A 23,188-nucleotide genomic window follows, 5' to 3' on the forward strand; every position below is an offset into this window, starting at 1 on the left:
AAGAGGGCTACTAGCCCTCTTTCGTCCCGAAGATCTTGTCGCCGGCGTCGCCGAGTCCCGGGATGATGTAACCCTGCTCATTCAAATGGCTGTCGATTGCTGCCGTCCAGCAGCGCACATCCGGGTGCGCGGCGGTCAGCGCGGCCACGCCTTCGGGGGCGGCCACCAGCACCAAGGCCCGGATGTCTTTGCAACCGCGTTTCTTCAGCAAATCGATGGTGGCAATCATCGAGCCGCCAGTCGCCAGCATCGGGTCGACGATCAGAGCCGTGCGCTCATCCAACTGGCCGACAAAGCGCTCAAAATAATGCACCGGCTGCAAGGTTTCATGGTCGCGGGCCAAACCGACCACGCTGATTTTGGCGTTAGGGATCATGTCCAAGACGCCGTCCATCATCCCTAAGCCAGCACGCAGAATTGGCACCACCGTGACCTTGCGGCCGGCGATCTGGTCCACCTCGGTTGGGCCGCTCCAGCAGTCAATGGTGGTTTTCTCGAGCGGGAAGTCGGCGGTCGCCTCATAGGCCAACAAGCGCCCGACTTCGCCGGTCAGCTCGCGAAACTTCTTGGTCGAGATGTCGGCCTCGCGCATCAAGCCGATTTTGTGTTTGACGAGCGGGTGTTGAACTTCGATGACGCTCATGGCTTTGGCTCTTTGTTTGAAGAAGAAGCTGTGCGCTGACGCAGCGCTTCGAACAAGCACACGCCCGCCGCCACGGACACATTCAGGCTCTCCACCGAACCCTGCATCGGAATACGCACCAGCTCATCGCAAGTCTTGGCGGTCAGCTGACGCAGGCCATCCCCTTCCGCGCCCAGCACAAAGGCGATCGGGCGATTCAAGTCCAGGTCATAGATGGACTTCTCGGCCTGATCCGAGGTGCCTACGACCCAGATGTCATAGTCCTTCAGCTCCTTGAGCGAACGGGCCAGATTCGTCACCATCAGATAGGGCACGGTCTCGGCTGCGCCGCTGGCGACCTTGGCCACCGTCGCGTTGAGACCCACGGCATGGTCTTTGGGGGCGAGCACCGCATGCGCGCCGGCACCATCGGCCACGCGCAGGCAAGCGCCCAGATTGTGTGGGTCGGTGACGCCGTCCAGCACCAAGACCAGGGGCATGCCCTCAATGGTCTCGATCACATCGTCCAGGAACTGCGGCATTGCCAACGCCTGCACCTTGGCGACCACGCCTTGGTGGCGGGTGGTGCCGGCGATCTTGGCCAAGTGTTCATCATCGCTTTCGATCAGCTTGGCGCCGCTGTCGCGGGCGCGGTCGACAAAGGCGCGCATGCGCTGGTCGCGCCGCGTGGTGTCGTAGTGGATTTCGCTGATCGACGTGGGGTGCGTCTTAAGGCGCACGGTGACGGCGTGAAAGCCGAAAAGAATTTTGTTGGAGCTCATCCTCGCATCGTAGCGGCAAGCTTGAGCATTCCGATCAAAACGGGCTGGTGAAGCATGTAGAAAGTCAGCGACCAACGCCCCAATAAAGCCAGCGGCGCGAGCTTAGGCGAAATATCAGCCCGGCACCAAGACGCGCGGTGGATCAACAGCCATCTGCCCAGTGCAAACCCAAAAAGTAGCACACCCAGCCAGGGCAAGATCGGGACATAGTCTTCAGCGATGGGCTTGTGGGTCACCAGCCCCAGCCAGTTGGTCCAGCGCGAGTCGAAGAATGGATGACTCAAAAGCTGCGGCGCCATCAAGGCGAATGCGCCCAAGGCGCAACAAGCCCATATTGGCAGGCGAGGCCCGGCAAAGCGCAGCAGCAAGAGCATCAAAGCCATGCCGTGCAGCACACCGAAGCTGATGAAGCTGCGCGGATACATCATGTAGGAGCCGATAGAGACGGCGATCGCACAAGCTGCTATTTGTACCCAGCGACGCCAAAACCTGGGCCAACTCAAGCCTTGCTGCAGGGCCAGCGCCTGCCCCATGCCGGCACACAGCAAAAACAGGCTGACGATCAAGGTGCGCTGACCGGTCCAGAAAGCATCCCGGTAGAAGTCCTGGCTGATCCAGCCGAAATGATTCAAATCAAAGGCGAAATGAAAGGCTGCCATCCAGACGATGGCCGCACCGCGCAAGGCATCCAGCCTGGGATATCGAGCCGTAGACCCGAACGAAGAAGTTGAAGAAGACGAGTGCACGAGCAACGAGGTTTTAAATGAGCAGCGAGTGAGCAGTCTAAGCGGCGCGTGCAGTTCAACTCACAGCAGCGACGGTTCAATTCACTTCGACTTGTGCGTGCAAGCCCTGTGTTACCGTCAGCGCTGCATGAACTCTGATTGGGCAGACAGGCGCAAAGCATGAGCCAAAGCCAACTTCCACCGCCAGCTGACAGGCCAGAAAGCTCCAGAATCGCGCTGATTCGTCGCGGCTTGGCCTATTGGCCAGCCTTGTTGGCAGCTCTTGGTGGGCTTGGCTTGTCATTTGTGCTGCTGTGGGCGCGTCAGACCCAACAATTGGCCAACGAGCAGGCACAGCTCAACAGCGAATTAAGTGCCATCCGCACCCGCTTGGAGGCTGTGGCCCAAGCGACCTTCAGCCCCACTGTCGGCCTTGAGGCCATGATTCAGTTGGACGGCGGCATCTCAAACGCCCGGTTCGAGGCGCTCAACCGCCGTGTCGTCAAGCTGCTGCCTGAGGTGCGCAGCATCGTCGCTGCACCTGATGATGTCGCCCGTTATGTCTACCCGCTGCAAGGTAACGAGGCGGTATTGAATCTGCGCTATCGCGAGGTTCCGCTGCAATACGCCCAGATACAACAGGCCCGGGCTCTGGGCCAGCCCTTGCTGGTCGGGCCCGTCAAACTGGTTCAAGGCGGCCAAGGCATCATCCAGCGCACGCCGGTGTTTCTGCCTGCGACCGGCTCATCGGCAGACGCTGGCACAGGTTCAGACCAAAGTGCCGGTCGCTACTGGGGGGTAATCTCGGTGGTGGCGGATTTGGACCTGTTCATGCGCGCGGCGGGATTGAACGACCACGCGAGCCTGCGCCTGGCGGTCTTTCAGCTGCAGGCGGATCGCCTCACGATTCGTGCCCCGATCTGGGGCGATCCGGCATTGGCGACACTGCCAACAGCCGTACATCAATCGGTCCAATTGCCCGGCGCCACTTGGTCGATCTCAGCGGCTCCTGGCGCCACACCGGATTGGCGCGCCAAGGCCTATGGTCTGGAGTTTTTCGCCAGCCTGCTCGGCAGTGCTGCATTGAGTGGCGTGGCTTCGTTGGCGGTGTACCGGCGCCGTATGTTGCTGCAGCAAAACCGCATGCTGGCGCAGCAGATCGAACAAAGCCTGCGTACCCAGACCGATTTGGAGGCCGCGCAGTCTCGCTTTAAGAGCCTGACCGAGCTGTCCGCTGATTGGGTTTGGGAGCAGGACGAGAACTTTTTGTTCACCTTCACTTCACGCTCCACCGAAGAAGCCACCCAGGTTGGCAGCCCCCAGTTGCTCGGGCTCAAACGCTGGGAGTCGCCTGCCTTGGCACCGGGCACCGATTGGTCCGGGCATATCGCATCGGTTGAGCGCCATCAGCCATTTCGAAATTTCGAATATGCCCAATATGCGGAGGACGGCACCCTGCGCTACGTCAGTATTTCTGGCCGTGCTTTTTTTGATGCACAAGGGCGCTTCAAAGGCTACCGCGGGACGGGTCGCAACATCACCGAAAGCAAGCTCGCGGAACGCGAATTGCGCGAATCAAAGGCGGCCTTGACCTTGGCGCTGGATCGTCTGCAAGCCGTGCTGAACGCCGCGCAGGAGTTTTCCATCATCGCCACCGATTTGGAGGGGAGAGTCAGCTTATTCAACCGCGGTGCCGAACACATGCTCGGCTACACGCAGGCGGAGATGGTGGGGCTGTCCCCTGCCCGCTTGCATCTTGCCAGCGAGGTCATCGCGCGCGGAGCCGAGTTGAGCGCAAGCTTGGGGCGCCCCATCCAGGGCTTCGATGTCTTTGTCGAAGTGGCGCGCAGCAGCGGCAGCGAGACGCGTGTATGGACCTATGTGCGCCAGGATGGCAGCCATTTGGAAGTGTCCTTGACCGTCAGCCTGGTGCTCTCCCAAACCGGTGAGCCCAGCGGTTTCTTGGGCATTGCCCGTGACATCACCGCGCAAAGACAGGCCCAGCGGCAGCTGGCGGATCTGAATGCGGAATTGGAGTCCAGGGTGGAAAGCCGAACAGCCGAGCTCAAACAGGCCCAGGCGGTGCTCAGCCAAGCCAAGGAGGAGTTGCTGCGATCGGAGAAGATGGCGGCTTTAGGTTCCTTGGTGGCCGGCATTGCGCATGAGCTGAATACGCCGCTAGGCAACTGCCTGACCACGGCCTCCACATTGGAGGAGTTGACCGCACAAATCCGGCGCAGCTTCGAGCATGGGCAGATGCGCCGCTCGGTGCTGGAAGCCTATTTGAACGATGCCCAAACAGCCAGCAGCATCATGCTGCGCAGCATGGCCACCGCCAATGAGTTGGTCGCGCATTTCAAGCAGATATCGGTCGATCAGACTTCGGCACAGCGGCGCCGCTTCAGCTTGCAATCGGTCGTCGAAGATGTACTCAGCCTCTTGCGGACCCAGCTGCGTAAGGCTGGTGTCGAGGTCAAGGTCGACCTGGATCGAACGCAAGAACTGGACAGCTTTCCAGGCCCGCTAGGTCAGGTCTTGACCAATCTGATTCTCAACGCCAATCTGCACGCTTTTGAGGCGAGACCGAGCGGGGCGTGCATCCACATTCGAGCGGTCGCGGTGGACGAGCGGAGCTTCACCCTGACGGTCGAGGACAACGGTTGCGGCATGCGGGCAGAGGTGCAGCGCCGCGCCTTTGATCCCTTCTTCACCACCAAGATGGGCTCGGGCGGCACCGGCCTGGGCCTGAACATCGTCTACAACATCGTCACCGGCATTCTGGGTGGCCAGATCGAGTTGCATAGCGAGCCAGGAATGGGCAGCCGCTTTGTGATGCGGCTACCTTTTGTGGCGCCTTTTGTGGCGCCCTGACCCTTCAGCCTTTAGGCAACCCAGCGGCGCGCATTGCGGAACATGCGCATCCAGGGGCTCAGTTCATTGACGTCGCCAGAAGTACAGCTCATCTGCACATTGCGGAACACGCGCTCGGGGTGCGGCATCAAGACAGTGAAACGGCCGTCGGCGGTGGTCACAGATGTCAAACCGTCCGGGCTGCCATTGGGGTTGAGCGGATAGGTCTCGGTGGGCTGGCCGTGGTGGTCCACATAGCGCATGGCGCGTGCCACCTTGCTAGCATCACCTCGCTGCGAGAAGTCGGCAAAACCTTCGCCATGGGCCACGGCGATCGGCAGGCGCGAGCCTTCCATGCCCTTGAAGAACAAGCTCGGGCTGTCCAGCACTTCAACCATCGCCAACCTAGCTTCGAACTGCTCGCTCTTGTTGCGCGTGAACTTGGGCCAGTCTTGCGCGCCGGGGATGATGGGCGACAAAGCCGCCATCATCTGGCAGCCATTGCAAACCCCGAGGGCAAAGCTGTCCTGGCGGGCAAAGAAGGCCTTGAACTGCTCGGCCAAAACCGGGTTGAACATCACCGAGCGGGCCCATCCTTCGCCGGCACCCAAGGTGTCACCGTAGCTGAAGCCGCCGCAGGCGACAAAGCCCTTGAACTGTTCCAAGGTCACGGCGCCGGACTGCAGATCGCTCATATGAACGTCATAGGTGTCGAAGCCGGCCTTGGCCATCGCATAGCTCATCTCGACATGCGAATTGACGCCCTGCTCGCGCAGGATGGCCATTTTCGGCTTGGCACCCAGATTGATGAAAGGCGCGGCCACATCGTCCTGCGGATCAAAGCTCAGATGCACATGGCGGCCGGGGTCGCCGGCCACACCGGTCTGAGCATGTTCGCTGTCGGCGCAAGCCGGGTTGTCGCGCAGCTGGGCGATCCGCCAGGAGACTTGATCCCATTCCTTGTGCAAGGTTTCGACTGGCGCGCTGAACACCTTCTTGGCATCGCGCCAGACTTCCATGCAGGAATTGCCATTGGGCTTGCCGACCACATGGCTGAGCTTGGACAGGCCATGGGCGCGCAAGACCTGCAACGCTGAGTCACGGTCCGCTGTGCGCACCTGCAAGACGACGCCTAACTCCTCGTTGAAAAGGGCCTTGAGCGTCAGCTCCTCGCGGCGAGCACCGACCTGCCCCGCCCAGTTCTTGGCGTCGCCGGTATCGGCGCGGCTGTCGCTGACGCCATCACCCTCGGTGATCAACATGTCCACATTCAAGCTGACGCCGATATGGCCGGCAAAAGCCATCTCGCAGGCGGTCGCCCACAGGCCGCCGTCGCCACGGTCGTGATAGGCCAGCAACTTGCCGGCGGCGCGCAGCTCATTGACGGCCGCGACCAAACTCTTCAGTTGCGAGGCGTCGTCCAGATCGGGCACAGCGCCACCGAATTGATTCAGCGCCTGCGCCAGGATCGATCCGCCCATGCGGTGCTGGCCGGCACCCAGGTCAACCAGGATCAGGCTGGTGTCGCCGGCATCGGTGCGCAATTGCGGTGTCAGCGTGCCGCGCACATCGGCAATCGTCGCGAAGGAGGAGATGATCAAGGAAACCGGCGCGGTGACCTGTTGGACATCGCCGTTAGCATCGGACCAACGCGTGCGCATCGACAGCGAATCCTTGCCGACCGGGATCGAGATGCCCAGCTCGGGGCACAAGTCCATGCCGACCGCCTTGACGGTATCGAACAGCGCCGCGTCTTCGCCCGGTTCACCACAGGCCGCCATCCAGTTTGCCGACAGCTTGACGCGCGGCAACTCGATCGGCGCGGCGAGCAAATTCGTGATGCTTTCGGCCACCGCCATGCGGCCCGATGCAGCGGCATTGACCGCCGCCAAAGGCGTGCGCTCGCCCATCGCAAACGCTTCGCCGGCAAAGCCCTTGAAATCGGCCAGCGTGACCGCGCAATCGGCCACCGGCACCTGCCAAGGACCGACCATCTGGTCGCGGGAATTCAGGCCACCGACCGTGCGGTCACCGATGGTGATCAAAAAGCGTTTCGATGCCACCGTTGGATGGCGCAGCACGTCGAGAGCAACCGTCGCCAGATCGACGCCGGTCAGCGCCAACACGCCGCCATTGCGCTCGACGCGTGTGACATCGCGGTGCACTTTGGGCGGCTTGCCCAAAAGCACTTCCATCGGCATATCGATGGCGCGCTCGCCGCCCTCACCGTCTTCCAGGATCAGCTCGCGTGCCTCGGTCGTCACGCCGACCACGCCAAACGGGCAGCGCTCGCGCTCGCACATGCTGCGGAACAGCTCCAGGCTCTCGGGTGCGATCGCCAGCACATAGCGTTCCTGGCTCTCGTTGCACCAGATTTCCTTGGGCGCCAGGCCGGACTCTTCCAGCGGCACCTTGCTCAAGTCGAAGCGCGCGCCACGATGGGCGTCATTGACCAATTCCGGGAAAGCGTTCGAGATGCCGCCGGCGCCGACATCGTGAATCGCCAGAATCGGGTTCTTCTCGGCCAGACCCCAGCAATGGTTGATGACCTCTTGCACACGCCGCTCGATTTCGGGGTTACCGCGCTGGACCGAATCGAAGTCCAGGTCGGCCGTGTTGGTGCCGGCCGCCATCGAGCTGGCCGCGCTGCCGCCCATGCCGATGCGCATGCCGGGGCCGCCAAGCTGGATCAACAGCGAGCCGGCCGGGAATTCGATCTTGTGGGTCTGGTCGCTGCGAATCGCGCCCAGGCCGCCGGCAATCATGATGGGCTTGTGATAGCCGCGCTGCACGCCGTCGACTTCCTGCTCATAGACGCGGAAGTAACCAGCCAGAGCCGGGCGGCCGAACTCGTTATTGAAGGCGGCGCCACCGAGCGGCCCTTCGATCATGATTTGCAAGGCGCTGGCGATATGCGAGGGCTTGCCGATATTGGCCTGCTCCCAGGGCTCGCTAAAGCCCGGCAGGCGCAGATTCGAGACCGAGAAACCGGTCAGGCCCGCCTTGGGCTTGGCGCCGCGCCCGGTCGCACCTTCGTCACGGATCTCACCACCGGCGCCGGTCGAGGCACCCGGAAACGGAGAAATGGCGGTCGGATGGTTGTGCGTCTCGACCTTCATCAAGACATGGGCGGTTTCCTCGCGTGCCTGGTACTTCGGCGCGCGCGCATCACCGGCCGGCATCCAGCGCTCGATCTGGTGGCCTTCCATGATGGAAGAGTTGTCCGAGTAAGCGACGATGGTGTGCTGCGGGCTCAGCTTCTCGGTATTGCGGATCATGCCGAACAAACTCAGCGGCTGGTCGACGCCGTCAACGGTGAACTTGGCGTTGAAGATCTTGTGGCGGCAATGCTCGGAATTTGCCTGCGCAAACATCATCAGCTCGACATCGCTGGGGTTGCGCCCCAAAGTCTTGAAGGCCGCTTCGAGATAGTCGATCTCGTCCACCGACAGTGCCAGACCAAAGGTCGTGTTGGCCGACTCCAGCGCCGCCCTGCCCTGCCCCAGCACGTCCACATGTTCGAGCGGCTGTGCTTCTCGCTCGTCAAACAGATGGGCAGCGTCTTCGCTGGCCAAAAGCACGCTTTCGGTCATGCGGTCATGCAGCAGGTCGGCACAGGCCTGCAGCTCCGCCGCGGTCAGCACCTTCACGCCGCCCAGCAGACCTGACTTCAGCGTAATGCGGAACTCGGTCACGCGCTCGACCCGGTGCAGCTTCAGCCCGCAGTTGTGGGCGATATCGGTGGCCTTGGACGCCCAAGGACTGACGGTACCCAAGCGAGGTGCCACCAGCACCAACTGCCCCTCATTGCCCCCCACATAAGCATCGCCATAGTTCAACAGCGCGGCCAGCTTGACTTGATCGTCCGCGTTCAGCGCGCTATCGCACCAAACCCAATGCACATGGCGGGCATGCACGGCGTTGATGCGCTCGTTGACCGATTGCAGCTGCGGCAACAAGGCCTGGGCACGGAATGCGGAGAGTGCGTTGCCGCCTTCAAAAGAGAGCAGTTGCTTGGAGGTGGCCATGGAGTCCCGTAGCGTCGGCGCGCTGCAAGCGGCATTGGCCGAGTTTGCAGCGCTAGATTTGCGAATTGCTGGCGCGAACCGACAAGGTCCGGCCAAGAAAGTGCGCATTTTACCGATCTGCTGCGTCTGACCGGCGATAGACGCAAAACAACCGTTCACGCATTCGCTCGCCCGTTCGTGACAAAGCGCACGGCTTGGTCAAGCCCACCGCAACATCTTGAAACAGTTGGCCGACACAGCCGCATGGGATCTCCCTAAAGTCGCCCCCATGGCTGAGGCCATACCCCACACAAGGTCCCCCCCGACCTACCCGCAGTAAACGCAGTAAAAGGTCCAAACCATGAACAAGCACTCGATCACTGGCTGGCAAAAAAGTCTAGGCTTAGGAATTTGCATCATCAGCGCCGCAGCGCTGATTGCCTGTGGTGGCGGCGGTGGCGCCGCTAGCCCCACGCCCGAGGTGACTCCGGCCGCGCCGCCCCCAACGGCTGCCAACGCGTCCACGCTGACGCTGATCGAAGGCACGATCACCGGCTTCGGCAGCGTGGTGATCGACGGCGTTCGCTACTCGGATGCGGGCACCAAGGTCGAAATCGGCGACAACCCGGAACTGAAGAAATTGGCCACCCTGGGAGACCTGCGCACTGGCATGCGGGTGCAGGGCGAGATCAACAAGGACGGCGTGCTGCAAAACCTGCTGGTCAACTTCGCTTTGGTCGGCACCGTGTCGGCGATCGACCTTGCTGGCGGCAGCATCACGGTCTTCGGCCAAACCATCAAGATCACCAGCGGTGGGCAATTGCCGACCGTGTTGGACGGGTTCAACAGCCTGAGTCAATTGCAGGTCGGCGACTTGCTCAAGGTGGCCGGCTCGGTCGCGGCCGACGGCGGCATCACGGCCACCCGCATCGAGCGCAAGCTCAAGGAAGGTGGTGAGCTCTATCGCTTGAGTGGCCCTGTACAGACCTTGGACGCGAGCGCCAAGCGCTTTGCGCTCGGCGGCAATAGCAGTGTGACCGTTGACTACGCCAAGGCCAAGGTGTTGCCTGAAGGTGCGGTGATCGAAAACGGCAAGCTGGTCAGCGTGGTCGCCACCGCCGCCCCGGTAACAAGCGGCGGCCAGACGGTGCTGACGGCCAGTGCGGTCGAGGTCAAGTCGCGTCAAACGCCCGATGCCAAGGAACTCAGCATTGGCGGGCAGATCAATGATTTCAAGAGCTTGGCTTCGCTGCGCATCGGCGATGTGCTGGTGGACGCCAGCAGTGCGGAGTTGAAGGAAGGCACCGTGCTCGCCGACCTCGTCAACGGTGCCCAGGCCTATGCCAAGGGCAGTTTGACGGCCGGCGTTTTGAAGGCTGCGAGCCTGAAGGTCTTCAAGCCCGAAACCGCCTTGAAGGCCATGCTGATCGGCCAGGTAACGGACTTTGTGTCGTTCGCCAACTTCAAGCTGCGCGGCACCGATGTGGATGCCTCACAGGCGACCTTTAGCAAGGGCAAGGCGGCCGACTTGGCCACCGGCGCCTGGGTCAGCATCAGTGGCCAGTTGACGGCCAGCGGCGTGTTGGCCAAGACGGTCGAGATCCTGCCACCACCTGCCGACAAGCCGGCCAGGCTGGAAGGCGCCATCAGCGGCGTTGATTTGGCAACGAAACGTTTCAGCCTGCTCGGCACCACAGTCCAGTGGAGCGACACGACCAAGCTGAACCCCAGCAATATTTCGCTCGCCAACTTGGCCAATGGCGTGGTCTTGGTGCTTGAGGGCAGCTACTCGGAGGCCAGCGGCCTGTTCACTGCGAGCAGTGTCAAGGTCATCGCCACCACCGGTGTGCTCAAGACCGTGGGCTTCTCGGGCATCGCCTTTGATGTGACGGACACCGGCTTCAAGGTCGGCAGCAATAGCGTCGTGTTGGGTCAAAACATCAAGTTCGAGCCGACCGGCACCACCGTGGCCGACCTTAAGAACGGCGCCAAGATCAGCGTGCAAGCGACACTGAGCAATGTGGACGGCAAGGCCACGCTGACCGCGACCAAGATCGAGGTGCAAAAGCCCGAGAAGGACGGCGAGGGAGTCGAGTATGTTTACCTGAGCGGTTTAATCGCGGACTTCGTCAGCAGCGCCGACTTCAAGATCGGCAGCCAGAAGGTCAATGCCAGCGGCAGCGGCGTGGAGTTCATTGACGGCGATGCCGCCAAGTTGGCCAGCGGCTTGAAAGTCGAGATCAAGGGCAGCGTCGGCAAGGACGGCACTTTGATCGCCAAGCGCGTGCATTTCATGCCGGGCTGAACGGCTCTAGGCACTGACTAAACGAAAGGGCCATGCCTCGCGGCAAGGCCCTTTTCTATTTCAATGCGGACAGTTTTACAGGCCGGCCTTCATCTGACCGACGATGTGCTCGATGCGGTCCAGCACGCCGACCTGATCGACCGTGGTCAAGACCCGACCCTTGAGCACTTGGCGGCCACCGACCCAGACGTCGGACACATGCTCGCGCCCGGCCACGTAAACCAGTTGCGCCTCGGGGTTGTAAACCGGCCGGCATTCCAACGCGTCAAGCGCAACTGCCACGACGTCGGCCAATTTGCCCACTTCGAGCGAGCCCAGATCGCTAGCGCGGCCCATCGCCTTGGCGGCGCGGATGGTGGCCATCTCCAGCGCCGTGCGGGCCGACACCGTGGTCGAATTGCAGGTCGAGCCCTTGGCCAGCAAAGCCGCAGCGCGGATTTCGCCAAACATGTCCTGGCGGTTGTTCGAAGCCGCGCCGTCGGTACCCAGAATTACGTTGACGCCGGCGGCTTCCAGGGCTGTGACGGGGCAAACACCTGAGGCCAGCTTCATATTCGAGTTGGGGTTGTGCACGAGATGCACTTTTTGCGCGGCCAGCATCGCAATCTCGGCCTCGTTCAGATGCACCATGTGCACGGCCATCATCTTCTCGTTCAAGACGCCCAGCTTGTTCAGGCGCTCAAGCGGGCGCATGCCGTGCTGCTGCACGCTGGAGTCGACCTCGAACTGGGTCTCGTGAATATGGCAATGCATCTGCATCTCATATTTTTCAGACAGCTCCCGCAAGGCGACAAAGGTCTCGTCCGACACCGTGTAAGGCGCATGCGGGGCCGAGGTCCAGTCCAGCGAGGCCTCGCCTTTGAACTGCTCATAGGCAGCCAGGCCGTTGGCGATGTATTCGGCCGCATTGGCCGCATAGCCGGTCGGGAAGTCGATCACATTGATGGACACACCGGCGCGGATGCCGCTGTCCAGCGCCGCCCGCGCCATCGCGGCGGGGAAGAAGTACATATCGTTCAGATAGGTGACGCCGCCGCGCAGTGCTTCGCAGGCCGACAGCATCGAACCCTGGTAGGTCCAGTCATCGCTGACCCACTTCTTCTCCAGCGGCCAGATATGGTTTTGCAGCCAATCCATCAAAGGCACATCGTCGGCGACGCCACGCAGCAAGGACATCGCCGAATGGGTGTGGCCGTTGATCAGGCCGGGGATCAAGACATGTTCGCCCAGCTCGACGCGCTCGGCGTCCGGGTACTGGGCCTCGGCCTCAGCCCAGGGCAGAACAGCAGCGATGCGCTCGCCGCTGATCACCAGGGCGTGATCTTTCAACACGCCGCTGCCGGGAGCCATGCTCAGCAGCCAGCGAGCTTTCAGAATGGTGGTTTTCATCTTTACTCCATGAGTTTTGGTGCGATGGCCATGACTGTAGCCTTTTGAGGCTTAAGCGACTTAGGCTGCGTCGAAAGCCTGATCGAAAATAGCCAGCACACGCTCAGCCTGCACCGCAATGCAAACCTGCTGCGCGGGGCAGCCGCTCCAAGGCGTTTGCGCGCCGCTGGGCTTGCGGAAGTCTTGGATGGTTTGGCCGCGCGCAATGCCCTCGGTCACCACACGCACCGGCCCAGCACGCAGCGTGAAGGCCTCCGGCTCGATGGCATAAACGATGGCGCTGGCGTCATGTGCATAGACGCCATTGATGCCGTCCACCGATTGATAGAAATCCTGATAGTGGCGCGTGGCTTGCCAGAGGAAGTCGCCCACCTTCCCTCCACGCCCTTGGAGACTGGATAGATAGGCCTCACTCATCACCGTTTCGTGCGTAACGTCCAAGCCCACAATCACAACCGGCCAATCGGCGCTGAAGACCAGATCCGCCGCCTCGGGGTCGTTGATGATATTGGCTTCGGCAACCGGCGTCACATTGCCGCAGCGCGCTTGAGTGCCGAAGGCGCCGCCCATCACGATGACGCGGTGTACCTTGCTCGCAATGCTGGGGTCATGGCGCAAAGCTAGTGCCAGATTGGTCAAGGGGCCGACGGCAATCAAGGTGATCGCACCGGGTTCGGCATTGACCATATCGCAAATCAGCTGGAAAGCGGGCCGTGCATCCAGGGGGCTAACTTCGACATTGATCATGCCGGCCACGCCGCCCAGACCATCGTCGCCATGCACATGGACGGAGAACTCACGCTCTGCATCCACATGCAAGGGCCCGGCGGCACCTTTGGCGACCGGCACCGCTTGCTCGAAAAACGCCGCCAGCAGTTGCCCGTTCCGGCTCGTCACCTCGACAGAGGCGTTGCCAAAAACCGTCGTGATGGCTCGCAAATCCAGCGCCGGATGGCGCGCCAGCAGGTAAAGCGCCATCGCATCGTCGATACCAGGGTCGGTATCGAAAATCACCGGCATGGGGTGTATTTTTTTCATTGCAATATCTCGCAAAAATTGAATCTCGCAAATTAGATTCAGGCCAACTCGCCACGACGTGGCATCGCCGCCTGCACTCCACTGCGGCTGACCGCAATCGAAGCGGCCGCCTGGCCCAGGCGTACCGCGTCGGCAGCCGTCATGCCCTCGGCCAAGCCGGTGACCAGGCCGCCGACAAAAGTGTCGCCTGCCCCCACTGTGTCGATGGCTCGAACGGGCAACACCGGAAAATGCTGCATCGCTTCATTCGTGCACAGCAAGGCACCGTCGGAGCCCAGCGTGATCAGCACCTGCTTGACGCCGCTTTGCAACAACTGTGCCGCTGCCAGTCGGGCTTGCGCCAGCACAACGACCGGCTCGGCCAAGTCGGCCGTTTCAACATGAGGCCGCCCAGCGAGCTGATGGGCTTCGGTTTCATTCAACACCAACCAATCGGTCAGGCTCAACAATCCTGCCGGCAAGGCAAGCGCTGGAGCGGCGTTCAACACCGTGACAGCGCCACTCTTGCGAGCAAGCTCGAAAGCGGCTTGGATCGCCTCCAGCGGCACCTCGAGTTGCGCCACCACCACCGCCGCTGCCCGCACAGTCGCCGCTGCGGCCTGCACATCGGCAGCGCTCAGGTCCGCATTGCTGCCGGGCACATAGACGATGGAATTCTCGCCGTCGCTGCTGCCGACCATGATGACGGCAATGCCGGGCAAGGCCTCAGCGTCGCGCACCACTGCGTCGCAAGCGACCCCCTCGGCCGCCAAGGCTTGCAGCAGCTCGCCCCCATATTGGCGCATGCCGACGCGGGCCACAAAATCCACTTCAGCGTTCAGGCGCGCCGCCGCCACCGCTTGGTTGCCGCCCTTGCCGCCCGGCGCCATCACAAAAGCATCGCCGGTCAAGGTTTCACCGGGTGCCGGCAAGCGCGGCGCATGGGCCACCATATCCATATTGATGCTACCAACCACGAGTACGCGGCCTGCTTTGTTCTTTGTCATAAGTTCAGTCATCCCTGCATGCCCAGCTGCGGTGGCGCGGTGCTCTCGCGCAGCACCAATCGCGGCGTCAGCAGCACGTCTTTTATGGCGGCCGCTGGATTCTCGATGCGCGCAATGAGCACCCGCCCGGCCTCTGCACCCAGGCGCCTGACGCCGCAGCCGACGGTGGTCAAGGCCGGAAACACATAACGGCTCAATTCAATATCATCAAAACCGACGATGGACAGCTGCTGCGGCAGCTTCAGGCCCAACTCGGTCGCGGCTCTGAGTGCGCCGATTGCCATCATGTCGTTGCTTGCAAAAATGGCGGTGACGGGGTTCGAGCTTGCCCGATCAGCCTGAGCGCGCAAGATGCGCCGCGCGGCCTCATAGCCGCCGGGGCTGCTGAAGTCGCTCGCCGTGACCAAAGCTTCGTCGACCTCGATCCCGGCCTCACGTAGCGCATGGCGCCAGCCCTCCACGCGTTCTCGGGCAACCTCGAATTCGGCGGGGCCGCTGATGCAAGCAATGCGGCGGTGCCCAAGGTCAATCAAATGCTTGACGGCGTTGCTGGCACCTTGGCTGTTGTCCACACTGACCCTGTCGGCGCGTGCACCGGCAACCAGCCGGTCCACCGTCACCGAGGGCACGCTGGCCAGCTTGAAAATCCGCGCCAGCGCTTCGTCGTCACCGGCCGAAGATAGCAACAGCCCGTCGACGCGCTTTTCCAGCAAGGTGCGCATGTATTGCTGCTGACGCTTGGGGTCGTTGTCGGAGTTGCACAGAAACACCGAGTAGCCGGCGAGGCGGCAACATTCCTCGACGCCGCACACCAGCTCCGCAAAAAACGGGTTTTGCACATTCGGCACCAAGACGCCAATGATCTTGGTTTCGCTCTTGCGCAAGGAGCGCGCCACCGCGCTGGGCAAATAGCCGATTTCATCGACCGCCGCCAGCACGCGCCGGCGTGCATCGGCGCTGACCGGCCGGGTGTCGTTCAAAACATGGGAGACGGTGGTAAAGGACACGCCGGCCAGGATGGCTACGTCTTTGATCGTGCTCAAGTGTGCTGACTCAGATGGGGTAAGGGCCTATGGAGGCAAACGTTTGCCAATTTGCGCAAGCATAGCCCAAGCCGGGAGCTCTTTGCAGCGCTCGACGAAGATATTCGCAGATCGCACGCGCTTGGCGGAACTTTCGCTTGATCGCCAAGTCCTGCAACGAGCTTGGGGTGCGAAAAAAAACCTCGCGCCCAAAAAGGGCTGCGAGGTTTGCTTTCGCTGCTGTAGCCGAGCGCCCTTGCCGAGCGCAGTGCCGCTACTGCGCTCAGCGCTTGTTGATCGCCAGCACGTCGCGTGCGGTGGCACCGACGAACAACTGGCGTGGGCGGCCAATCTTGTACTCTGGATCGCCGATCATTTCATTCAACTGGGCGATCCAGCCGACCGTGCGAGCCAAGGCGAAGATCGCCGTGAACAAGCTGACGGGGATGCCAATGGCGCGCTGCACGATGCCGGAGTAGAAGTCGACATTCGGGTACAGCTTGCGCGACACGAAATAGTCGTCTTCCAGAGCGATTTTCTCCAAGGCCATGGCGAGCTTGAACAGTGGATCGTCATGCAGACCCAGGGCCGTCAAGACCTCGTGGCAGGTTTCACGCATCAGCTTGGCGCGCGGGTCATAGTTCTTGTAGACCCGGTGACCGAAGCCCATCAGCTTGACGCCGGAGTTCTTGTCCTTGACCTGCTTGATGAACTCGCCGATCTTCTCGACGCCGCCATTGCGCTGGATTTCTTCCAGCATGGTCAGTGCCGCTTCGTTGGCGCCGCCGTGAGCCGGGCCCCACAAGCAAGCCACGCCGGCGGCGATGGCCGCAAACGGGTTGGTGCCGCTTGAGCCGCACAGGCGCACGGTCGAGGTCGAGGCGTTTTGCTCATGGTCAGCGTGCAAGATGAAGATGCGCTCCATGGCCCGCACCAGCACTTCGTTCGGCTCGTACTTCTCGCAAGGTGTCGCGAACATCATGTGCATGAAATTGGCTGTGTAGCCCAGATCATTGCGCGGATAGATGAAGGGCTGGCCGATCGAATACTTGTAAGCCATCGCGACCAGGGTCGGCATCTTGGCAATCAGGCGGATCGCGGCGATTTCGCGGTGCTCCGGATTGTTGATGTCGGTGCTGTCGTGATAGAAGGCCGACATCGCGCCGACCAGGCCGGTCATCACCGCCATCGGGTGCGCGTCACGGCGGAAGCCACGCAGGAAGAACTGCATCTGCTCATTGACCATGGTGTGATGCGTCACACGGTGATCAAAGTCGGCTTTTTGAGCCGCGTTTGGCAGCTCTCCGTAAAGCAGCAAATGACAGGTTTCCAGGAAGTCGCAGTTGGTGGCCAACTGCTCGATCGGGTAGCCGCGGTACAGCAGTTCGCCCTTGTCACCGTCGATATAGGTAATGGTCGAATTGCACGAAGCAGTCGACAAGAAGCCGGGGTCGTAAGTGAACTTGCCCGTTTGCGCGTAGAGCTTGCGGATATCGATCACATCCGGGCCGACCGAGCCTTTGTAGATCGGCAGATCCATAGGAGGGCTGCCGTCCGAGAACGACAGGGTGGCTTTGACGTCTGACGGGGTCATGAGCTTGTCCTTTTGACTTCTGAAAACACTTAAATAGAAACTTTTAAGCAGTGGTGGTTCTGAGCATGCTCAGAACCTCTTGAACATCGGGTCTATCCAACTCGTCCGTCGCTTCCTTGCGGCGCAGCAGCAGGTCCAGCAAATCGTTATCGGCCAGATCCATCAATACACGCAGCCCCTCGGCCTGAGTTTCGGTCAAACTGTCCGAATAGCTGTTGAAGAAGCGCTCAATGAAGAGATCATTCTCCAGCAGGCCGCGCCGGCAACGCCAGCGCAGTTTGGAAAGCGCCCGCTCGTCGATCAATGCACCGGTGGGTGCGGCTTCGGGCTTCATTTCAACAGCAGGCTTCATCAATGGGCTTCAAGGGTTAGCAGACGAGGCGCATCAGACCGCGCGGCGAACCATCATTTCCTTGATCTTGCCGATCGCCTTTGTCGGGTTCAGGCCCTTGGGGCAAACATCGACGCAATTCATGATGGTGTGGCAACGGAACAAGCGGTACGGGTCTTCCAGGTTATCCAGACGCTCGGCGGTCGCTTCATCGCGGCTATCGGCAATGAAGCGATAGGCTTGCAACAGACCAGCCGGGCCGACGAACTTGTCCGGGTTCCACCAGAAGCTTGGGCAAGAGGTCGAGCAACTTGCACACAAGATGCACTCATACAGGCCGTTGAGCTCATCGCGCTCTTCGGGGTACTGCAGGCGCTCCTTGTCGGGCAGCGGCGTGTCGTTGATCAAATAAGGCTTGATCGAGTTGTACTGCTTGAAGAACTGCGTCATGTCGACGATCAAGTCGCGCACCACCGGCAGACCCGGCAGCGGCTTCAAGACGATCACGCCGGGCAAGGTGCGCATATTGGTCAGGCAGGCCAGACCATTCTTGCCGTTGATATTCATTGCGTCTGAACCGCACACGCCTTCGCGGCAGCTGCGGCGGAAGCTCAGAGTCGGGTCCAGCGCCTTCAACTTGCCCAGCGCGTCGAGCAACATGCGCTCGGTGCCGTCCAGCTCGACCTCCAAGGTCTGCATATAGGGCTTGGCATCCTTGTCCGGGTCGTAGCGGTAAATCTGAAAGGTACGCTTGGTCATTGTGTTTTCCTTGACTTCTTGTCTGTGGCAATCGCGCGTTAGAACGTGCGAACCTTGGGCGGAATAGATTCCACCGTCAGCGGCTTCAGGTTCACTGGTTTGTAGTCCAGGCGATTGCCTTCCGAATACCACAGCGTGTGTTTCATCCACTCGGCGTCGTTACGGCCATTCGGATGCTCAGGGGTGTCAGCATAGTCGTCCACCGTGTGCGCACCACGGCTTTCGCGGCGAGCCGCTGCCGAGATCATGGTGGCCTTGGCCGCTTCCATCAGGTTCTCGACCTCCAGCGCTTCGATGCGGGCGGTGTTGAAGACTTTGGACTTGTCCTTCAGCGTGATGGACTTGGCGCGCTCGGCGATGGCGAGAATCTTGCCGACGCCTTCGTCCAGCGTCGCTTGGGTGCGGAACACACCGGCGTACTGTTGCATGGCGTTGCGCAAATCATTGGCCACGTCCTGCGCGTATTCGCCGGCGGCGCTTTCATCCAAACGCGCCACACGAGCGGCCGACTCGGCCCCCGCATCTTGCGGCAGCGGCTTGTGGATCTTGCTCTTCAGGCCCGACTCAACGATATGGTTGCCGGCCGCACGTCCGAACACCAACAAGTCCAGCAGCGAGTTGGTGCCCAGACGGTTGGCGCCGTGCACGCTCACGCATGCGCATTCACCCACCGCATACAGGCCGTTCACGACCGCGTTCGGGTTGCCATCTTTGGGGACCACGACCTGACCGTAGATATTGGTCGGGATGCCGCCCATCTGGTAATGGATGGTCGGCACGACAGGAATCGATTCCTTGGTGATGTCGACGTTGGCAAAGTTGTGGCCAATCTCGAACACCGAAGGCAGACGCTTCATGATGGTGTCGCCGCCCAAGTGGGTCATATCGAGCTCGATATAGTCCTTGTTCGGACCGCAGCCGCGACCTTCCTTGATCTCCTGGTCCATGCAGCGTGAGACGAAGTCACGTGGCGCCAAGTCCTTCAAGGTTGGCGCGTAGCGCTCCATGAAGCGCTCGCCATTGCAGTTGCGCAAAATCGCGCCTTCGCCACGGCAGCCTTCGGTCAGCAGCACGCCGGCCCCGGCCACGCCGGTCGGGTGGAACTGCCAGAACTCCATGTCTTCCAGCGGGATGCCGGCGCGCGCCGCCATGCCCAGGCCGTCACCGGTGTTGATGAAGGCATTGGTGGACGCCGCGAAGATGCGCCCTGCTCCGCCTGTGGCCAACAGCACGGTCTTGGCTTCCATGATGTGCAGCTCACCGGTTTCCATTTCCAGCGCGGTCACGCCGACCACGTCGCCGGCCTCGTCCTTGATCAGGTCCAAGGCCATCCACTCGACGAAGAACTGGGTCTTGGCCTTGACGTTTTGCTGATACAGCGTGTGCAGCATCGCGTGACCGGTACGGTCGGCTGCAGCGCAAGCGCGCTGCACCGGCTTTTCACCGTAGTTGGCGGTGTGGCCGCCGAAGGGGCGCTGGTAAATCGTGCCGTCGGCATTGCGGTCGAAAGGCATGCCGAAGTGCTCAAGCTCGTACACCACCTTGGGCGCTTCGCGGCACATGAATTCGATGGCGTCTTGGTCACCCAGCCAGTCCGAACCCTTGACGGTATCGAAGAAGTGATAGTGCCAGTTGTCCTCGCTCATATTGCCCAGCGAAGCGCTGACGCCGCCCTGTGCGGCGACCGTGTGGGAGCGCGTCGGGAAGACCTTGGACAGCACTGCCACATTCAGGCCCGCCAGGGACAGTTGCAAGGAGGCGCGCATGCCCGAGCCACCGGCTCCGACGATGACCACATCAAACTTACGCTTTGGAATCGACTTATTTGCCACCGTCATCACAGTCTCCACAACACTTGAATCGCCCAGCCGGCGCATCCCACCAACCACACCAAGGAGGCCACCTGCAAGAACAGGCGCACACCGACCGGCTTCACATAGTCCATCCAGATATCACGCACCCCAACCCAGGCGTGGAACGCCAGCGACAAGATCGTCACAAAGGTCAAAACCTTCATCCATTGCTGGGAAAAAATCGCCGCCCAATGGTCATAACCCAATTCACCGGGCATCAAAAACTGCACCAGCAAAGCGACCGTGAACAGGGCCATCAAAACCGCCGTGATGCGCTGAGCCAGCCAATCACGCAGTCCGTAATGCGCACCGACGACGATGCGCTTGGAACCAAAAGTACTCATGCTTGTGTTCTCCGAGTTCTATTCAATACAAGCCAAACAACTTGGCGCCGAGCAACACGGTCAAGACCACGCTGCTGACCAAGGTGAACACGGCCGAGTTATGCCCCTGCTCCTTGCTGACGCTGTGTGTGGCATCCATCCACAGATGCCGCACACCGGCGATGAAATGGTGCAGATAGGCCCACAGCAGACCCAAGACCACCAGCTTGACGAACCAGGCCGGCACGAAGCCGATGCCCGCTACGAAGGCATTGGTGAAGCTTTCATAGGAGATCTCCGAGGTCAGGCTGTTGTCAAACAGCCAGATCACGAAGGGCAGGAGCAAGAACATCATCACGCCGCTGACCCGGTGCAGGATCGACACGATGCCGGCCGGCGGCAAGCGATACGAAACGATCTGCGTGATATGAATATTGGTAAAAACCGGCCGTTTGGGCCTTGATCCGTTGGTGGTGTTCGTCATACCCAGCCTTTTGTTGTAATCAAATGAAACTCGCGCAGTTTATTGCAATGCAGCACGACCCATTGGCCCGACGTACCCGCCGCGCAACGCGAAAGGATTAGTTAAGCTCATTGCGATAGAAGTGCGAGGTGGTGCTATACAAGCCGCGGCGCAACTCTACCGCCTTGTCGCCATAGGTGAAGGACAGTCGCTCAACGCTGAGCAGCGGTGCGCCAACCGGCACCTGCAAGAGTTCCGCAGAGGCCTCATCGGCCGCAACGGCCCGAATTTTCTCTTCAGCCCGAATCATCTGCACGCCGAACTCACGCTCAAACAAACCGTAAAACGGCCCGCGGTGAAGATTCAGGCGCTCGGTGGTCAGGCCCTTGAATAAATCGCCCGGCAGCCAGATATCGTCCAGCACCACCGGCACGCCTTTGCTACTCAGCAGGCGGCGCACTTCCACCATGGCGTCCCCGGTGCGCATTTGCAAGGCGCGGGCAATTGCTGTTGTGGCGCGCTGGCGCCGGCAGTCCAGCAGTTGCCGCTCTAACGACTCCGAACCTTCGTCGGGCATCAGGCGCAAAAAACGGTATTGCACTTTTTGCTCGGCGTGGGTAGCCACAAAAGTGCCGCGCCCTTGACGGCGCACCAGTAAATTTTCGGCCGCCATCTCGTCGATGGCCTTGCGCACCGTGCCCTGGCTGACGCCAAAACGCTTGGCCAGGTCCAGCTCACTGGGGATCAAGTCGCCCGCCTTCCATTCCCCTGACTGCAACTTGGCAGTGATTAGAGCCTTGATTTGGGCATACAAAGGGCTGAATGAGGGCGAATCCGTCGCATCCGAGCGAGCAGGGGCTTCAGCAATTGATCGAGGAGAGCTCGGCATGGTTGCCATTGCAGCACAAGCCGGCGAAGCTTGTCCATTGAATGATCACAAGAAAACCATTGACGTCTTATATAAGACATAAGACAGTTGGTTTTGCGCAAAAATGGCGATAATCGCAAAAGCAGCAGCGTCGCAGCGATGTCGGAACTAGGGGATAGCCCTGAGTCTGGCCTACACTTGCGGCGCACCCTTGGGCGAGGCTCAAGGGCAGACCGAATTTGTCCCCTTTTTCAACACTCTCGGAGCCATCACACATGAGCAAGAAACCCGTTCGCGTTGCCGTCACCGGCGCTGCAGGCCAAATCGGCTACGCCCTGCTGTTCCGCATTGCCTCCGGCGAAATGCTGGGCAAGGACCAGCCCGTCATCCTGCAACTGCTGGAAGTTCCTGTCGAAGGCCCGCAAAAAGCGCTCAAGGGCGTGATGATGGAATTGGAAGACTGTGCATTCCCGTTGCTGGTCGGCATGGAAGCGCACAGCGACCCGATGACAGCCTTCAAGGACACCGACTACGCCCTGCTGGTGGGCTCGATGCCCCGCAAAGCCGGCATGGAGCGCGCCGAGTTGCTGGCCATCAATGGCCAGATCTTCACCGCGCAAGGCAAGGCACTGAACGCTGTCGCGTCACGCAACGTCAAGGTGCTGGTCGTCGGCAACCCTGCCAATACCAATGCCTATATCGCGATGAAGTCGGCACCGGATCTGCCGGCCAAGAACTTCACCGCCATGCTGCGCCTGGACCATAACCGCGCTGCATCGCAAATCGCTGCCAAGACCGGCAAACCGGTCGCTTCGATCGAGAAGCTGGCCGTGTGGGGCAACCACTCGCCAACCATGTACGCCGACTACCGCTTCGCCACGATTGACGGCGCTTCGGTGGCCGCCATGATCAACGACCAGGTCTGGAACAAAGACACCTTCTTGCCGACTGTAGGCAAGCGTGGCGCTGCCATCATCGAAGCGCGTGGCCTGTCCTCGGCCGCATCGGCCGCCAACGCCGCCATCGACCATATGCGCGACTGGGCCTTGGGCACCAATGGCAAGTGGGTGACGATGGGTATCCCGTCGAATGGCGAATACGGCATCCCCAAGGAAATCATGTTCGGCTTCCCGGTCACTTGCGAAGGTGGCGAGTACAAGATCGTCGCTGGTCTGGAGATCGATGCCTTCTCGCAAGAGTGCATCAACAAGACCCTGGCAGAGTTGCAAGGCGAGCAGGACGGCGTCAAGCATCTGCTGTGATGCCCTGGC

At 61.0% G+C, this 23,188-nt stretch carries 18 protein-coding genes; 3 read left to right on the forward strand and 15 right to left on the reverse strand.

Annotation, left to right across the window (positions count from 1 at the left end; genetic code table 11):
* Positions 1 to 10: 10 nt before the first annotated feature.
* Genes upp through LNV08_RS17845 form a run of 3 tightly spaced genes read right to left on the reverse strand, consistent with a single transcriptional unit; the run spans position 11 to position 2,150 of the window.
* Entirely contained in the window at positions 11 to 643 is a 633-nt protein-coding gene (gene upp / locus LNV08_RS17835; protein ID WP_263535092.1) for a uracil phosphoribosyltransferase, read from the reverse strand.
* Entirely contained in the window at positions 640 to 1,404 is a 765-nt protein-coding gene (gene rlmB / locus LNV08_RS17840) for a 23S rRNA (guanosine(2251)-2'-O)-methyltransferase RlmB (protein ID WP_263535093.1), read from the reverse strand. Before rlmB ends, upp begins: the two co-directional genes overlap by 4 nt.
* Complete coding sequence (locus LNV08_RS17845) at positions 1,401 to 2,150, reverse strand: DUF1624 domain-containing protein (RefSeq protein WP_263535094.1); 750 nt, start codon at positions 2,148 to 2,150, stop codon at positions 1,401 to 1,403. The genes rlmB and LNV08_RS17845 overlap by 4 nt, the downstream gene beginning before the upstream one ends.
* 249 nt (positions 2,151 to 2,399) lie before the next feature.
* Between LNV08_RS17845 and LNV08_RS17850 the strand changes: the two genes are divergently transcribed.
* Positions 2,400 to 5,000 carry a PAS domain S-box protein gene (locus LNV08_RS17850; protein ID WP_263535095.1) on the forward strand — a complete coding sequence of 867 codons (2,601 nt, stop codon included), beginning with the start codon at positions 2,400 to 2,402 and terminating at the stop codon, positions 4,998 to 5,000.
* 11 nt (positions 5,001 to 5,011) lie between these two features.
* Here the strand turns inward: LNV08_RS17850 and purL are convergent, their stop codons facing one another.
* Positions 5,012 to 9,007, reverse strand: a complete 3,996-nt coding sequence (gene purL / locus LNV08_RS17855) for a phosphoribosylformylglycinamidine synthase (protein WP_263535096.1) — start codon at positions 9,005 to 9,007, stop codon at positions 5,012 to 5,014.
* 340 nt (positions 9,008 to 9,347) lie between these two features.
* On the opposite strand from purL, the gene LNV08_RS17860 reads away from it, so the two are divergent.
* Positions 9,348 to 11,291 carry a DUF5666 domain-containing protein gene (locus LNV08_RS17860; RefSeq protein ID WP_263535097.1) on the forward strand — a complete coding sequence of 648 codons (1,944 nt, stop codon included), beginning with the start codon at positions 9,348 to 9,350 and terminating at the stop codon, positions 11,289 to 11,291.
* A gap of 75 nt (positions 11,292 to 11,366) precedes the next feature.
* Here the strand turns inward: LNV08_RS17860 and LNV08_RS17865 are convergent, their stop codons facing one another.
* The 11 genes from LNV08_RS17865 to LNV08_RS17915 all read right to left on the reverse strand — a co-directional run bounded on the left by LNV08_RS17865 (position 11,367) and on the right by LNV08_RS17915 (position 21,947).
* Positions 11,367 to 12,680: a TRZ/ATZ family hydrolase gene (locus tag LNV08_RS17865; RefSeq protein ID WP_263535098.1), complete on the reverse strand. Its 1,314-nt coding sequence runs from the start codon at positions 12,678 to 12,680 to the stop codon at positions 11,367 to 11,369.
* A 60-nt stretch (positions 12,681 to 12,740) separates the two neighbouring features.
* Complete coding sequence (locus LNV08_RS17870; RefSeq protein WP_263535099.1) at positions 12,741 to 13,700, reverse strand: nucleoside hydrolase; 960 nt, start codon at positions 13,698 to 13,700, stop codon at positions 12,741 to 12,743.
* Between the two features lie 56 nt (positions 13,701 to 13,756).
* A complete protein-coding gene (locus LNV08_RS17875) occupies positions 13,757 to 14,704 on the reverse strand; it encodes a ribokinase (protein ID WP_263535100.1) in 948 nt (315 codons plus the stop codon).
* An 8-nt stretch (positions 14,705 to 14,712) separates the two neighbouring features.
* Positions 14,713 to 15,747: a LacI family DNA-binding transcriptional regulator gene (locus LNV08_RS17880; protein ID WP_263535101.1), complete on the reverse strand. Its 1,035-nt coding sequence runs from the start codon at positions 15,745 to 15,747 to the stop codon at positions 14,713 to 14,715.
* A gap of 262 nt (positions 15,748 to 16,009) precedes the next feature.
* Entirely contained in the window at positions 16,010 to 17,320 is a 1,311-nt protein-coding gene (gene gltA, locus LNV08_RS17885) for a citrate synthase (protein ID WP_263535102.1), read from the reverse strand.
* Between the two features lie 43 nt (positions 17,321 to 17,363).
* Entirely contained in the window at positions 17,364 to 17,672 is a 309-nt protein-coding gene (locus LNV08_RS17890; protein ID WP_263535103.1) for a succinate dehydrogenase assembly factor 2, read from the reverse strand.
* 33 nt (positions 17,673 to 17,705) lie between these two features.
* Complete coding sequence (locus LNV08_RS17895; RefSeq protein WP_263535104.1) at positions 17,706 to 18,410, reverse strand: succinate dehydrogenase iron-sulfur subunit; 705 nt, start codon at positions 18,408 to 18,410, stop codon at positions 17,706 to 17,708.
* A 38-nt stretch (positions 18,411 to 18,448) separates the two neighbouring features.
* Positions 18,449 to 20,248 (reverse strand): succinate dehydrogenase flavoprotein subunit, encoded by a 1,800-nt coding sequence (gene sdhA, locus LNV08_RS17900; RefSeq protein ID WP_263535105.1) that lies wholly within the window; start codon positions 20,246 to 20,248, stop codon positions 18,449 to 18,451.
* On the reverse strand, positions 20,248 to 20,607 hold the full coding sequence (gene sdhD / locus LNV08_RS17905; protein WP_263535106.1) for a succinate dehydrogenase, hydrophobic membrane anchor protein: 360 nt from the start codon (positions 20,605 to 20,607) through the stop codon (positions 20,248 to 20,250). The genes sdhA and sdhD overlap by 1 nt, the downstream gene beginning before the upstream one ends.
* Positions 20,608 to 20,629: 22 nt before the next feature.
* A complete protein-coding gene (gene sdhC, locus LNV08_RS17910; RefSeq protein WP_263535107.1) occupies positions 20,630 to 21,070 on the reverse strand; it encodes a succinate dehydrogenase, cytochrome b556 subunit in 441 nt (146 codons plus the stop codon).
* A 97-nt stretch (positions 21,071 to 21,167) separates the two neighbouring features.
* Positions 21,168 to 21,947 carry a GntR family transcriptional regulator gene (locus LNV08_RS17915; protein WP_414858764.1) on the reverse strand — a complete coding sequence of 260 codons (780 nt, stop codon included), beginning with the start codon at positions 21,945 to 21,947 and terminating at the stop codon, positions 21,168 to 21,170.
* A 245-nt stretch (positions 21,948 to 22,192) separates the two neighbouring features.
* On the opposite strand from LNV08_RS17915, the gene LNV08_RS17920 reads away from it, so the two are divergent.
* Positions 22,193 to 23,179: a malate dehydrogenase gene (locus tag LNV08_RS17920; protein WP_263535109.1), complete on the forward strand. Its 987-nt coding sequence runs from the start codon at positions 22,193 to 22,195 to the stop codon at positions 23,177 to 23,179.
* The last annotated feature ends 9 nt before the right edge of the window (positions 23,180 to 23,188 follow it).

Source organism: Paucibacter sp. TC2R-5, from assembly GCF_025717605.1.
Taxonomy (GTDB): Bacteria; Pseudomonadota; Gammaproteobacteria; order Burkholderiales; family Burkholderiaceae_C; genus Paucibacter_A; species Paucibacter_A albus.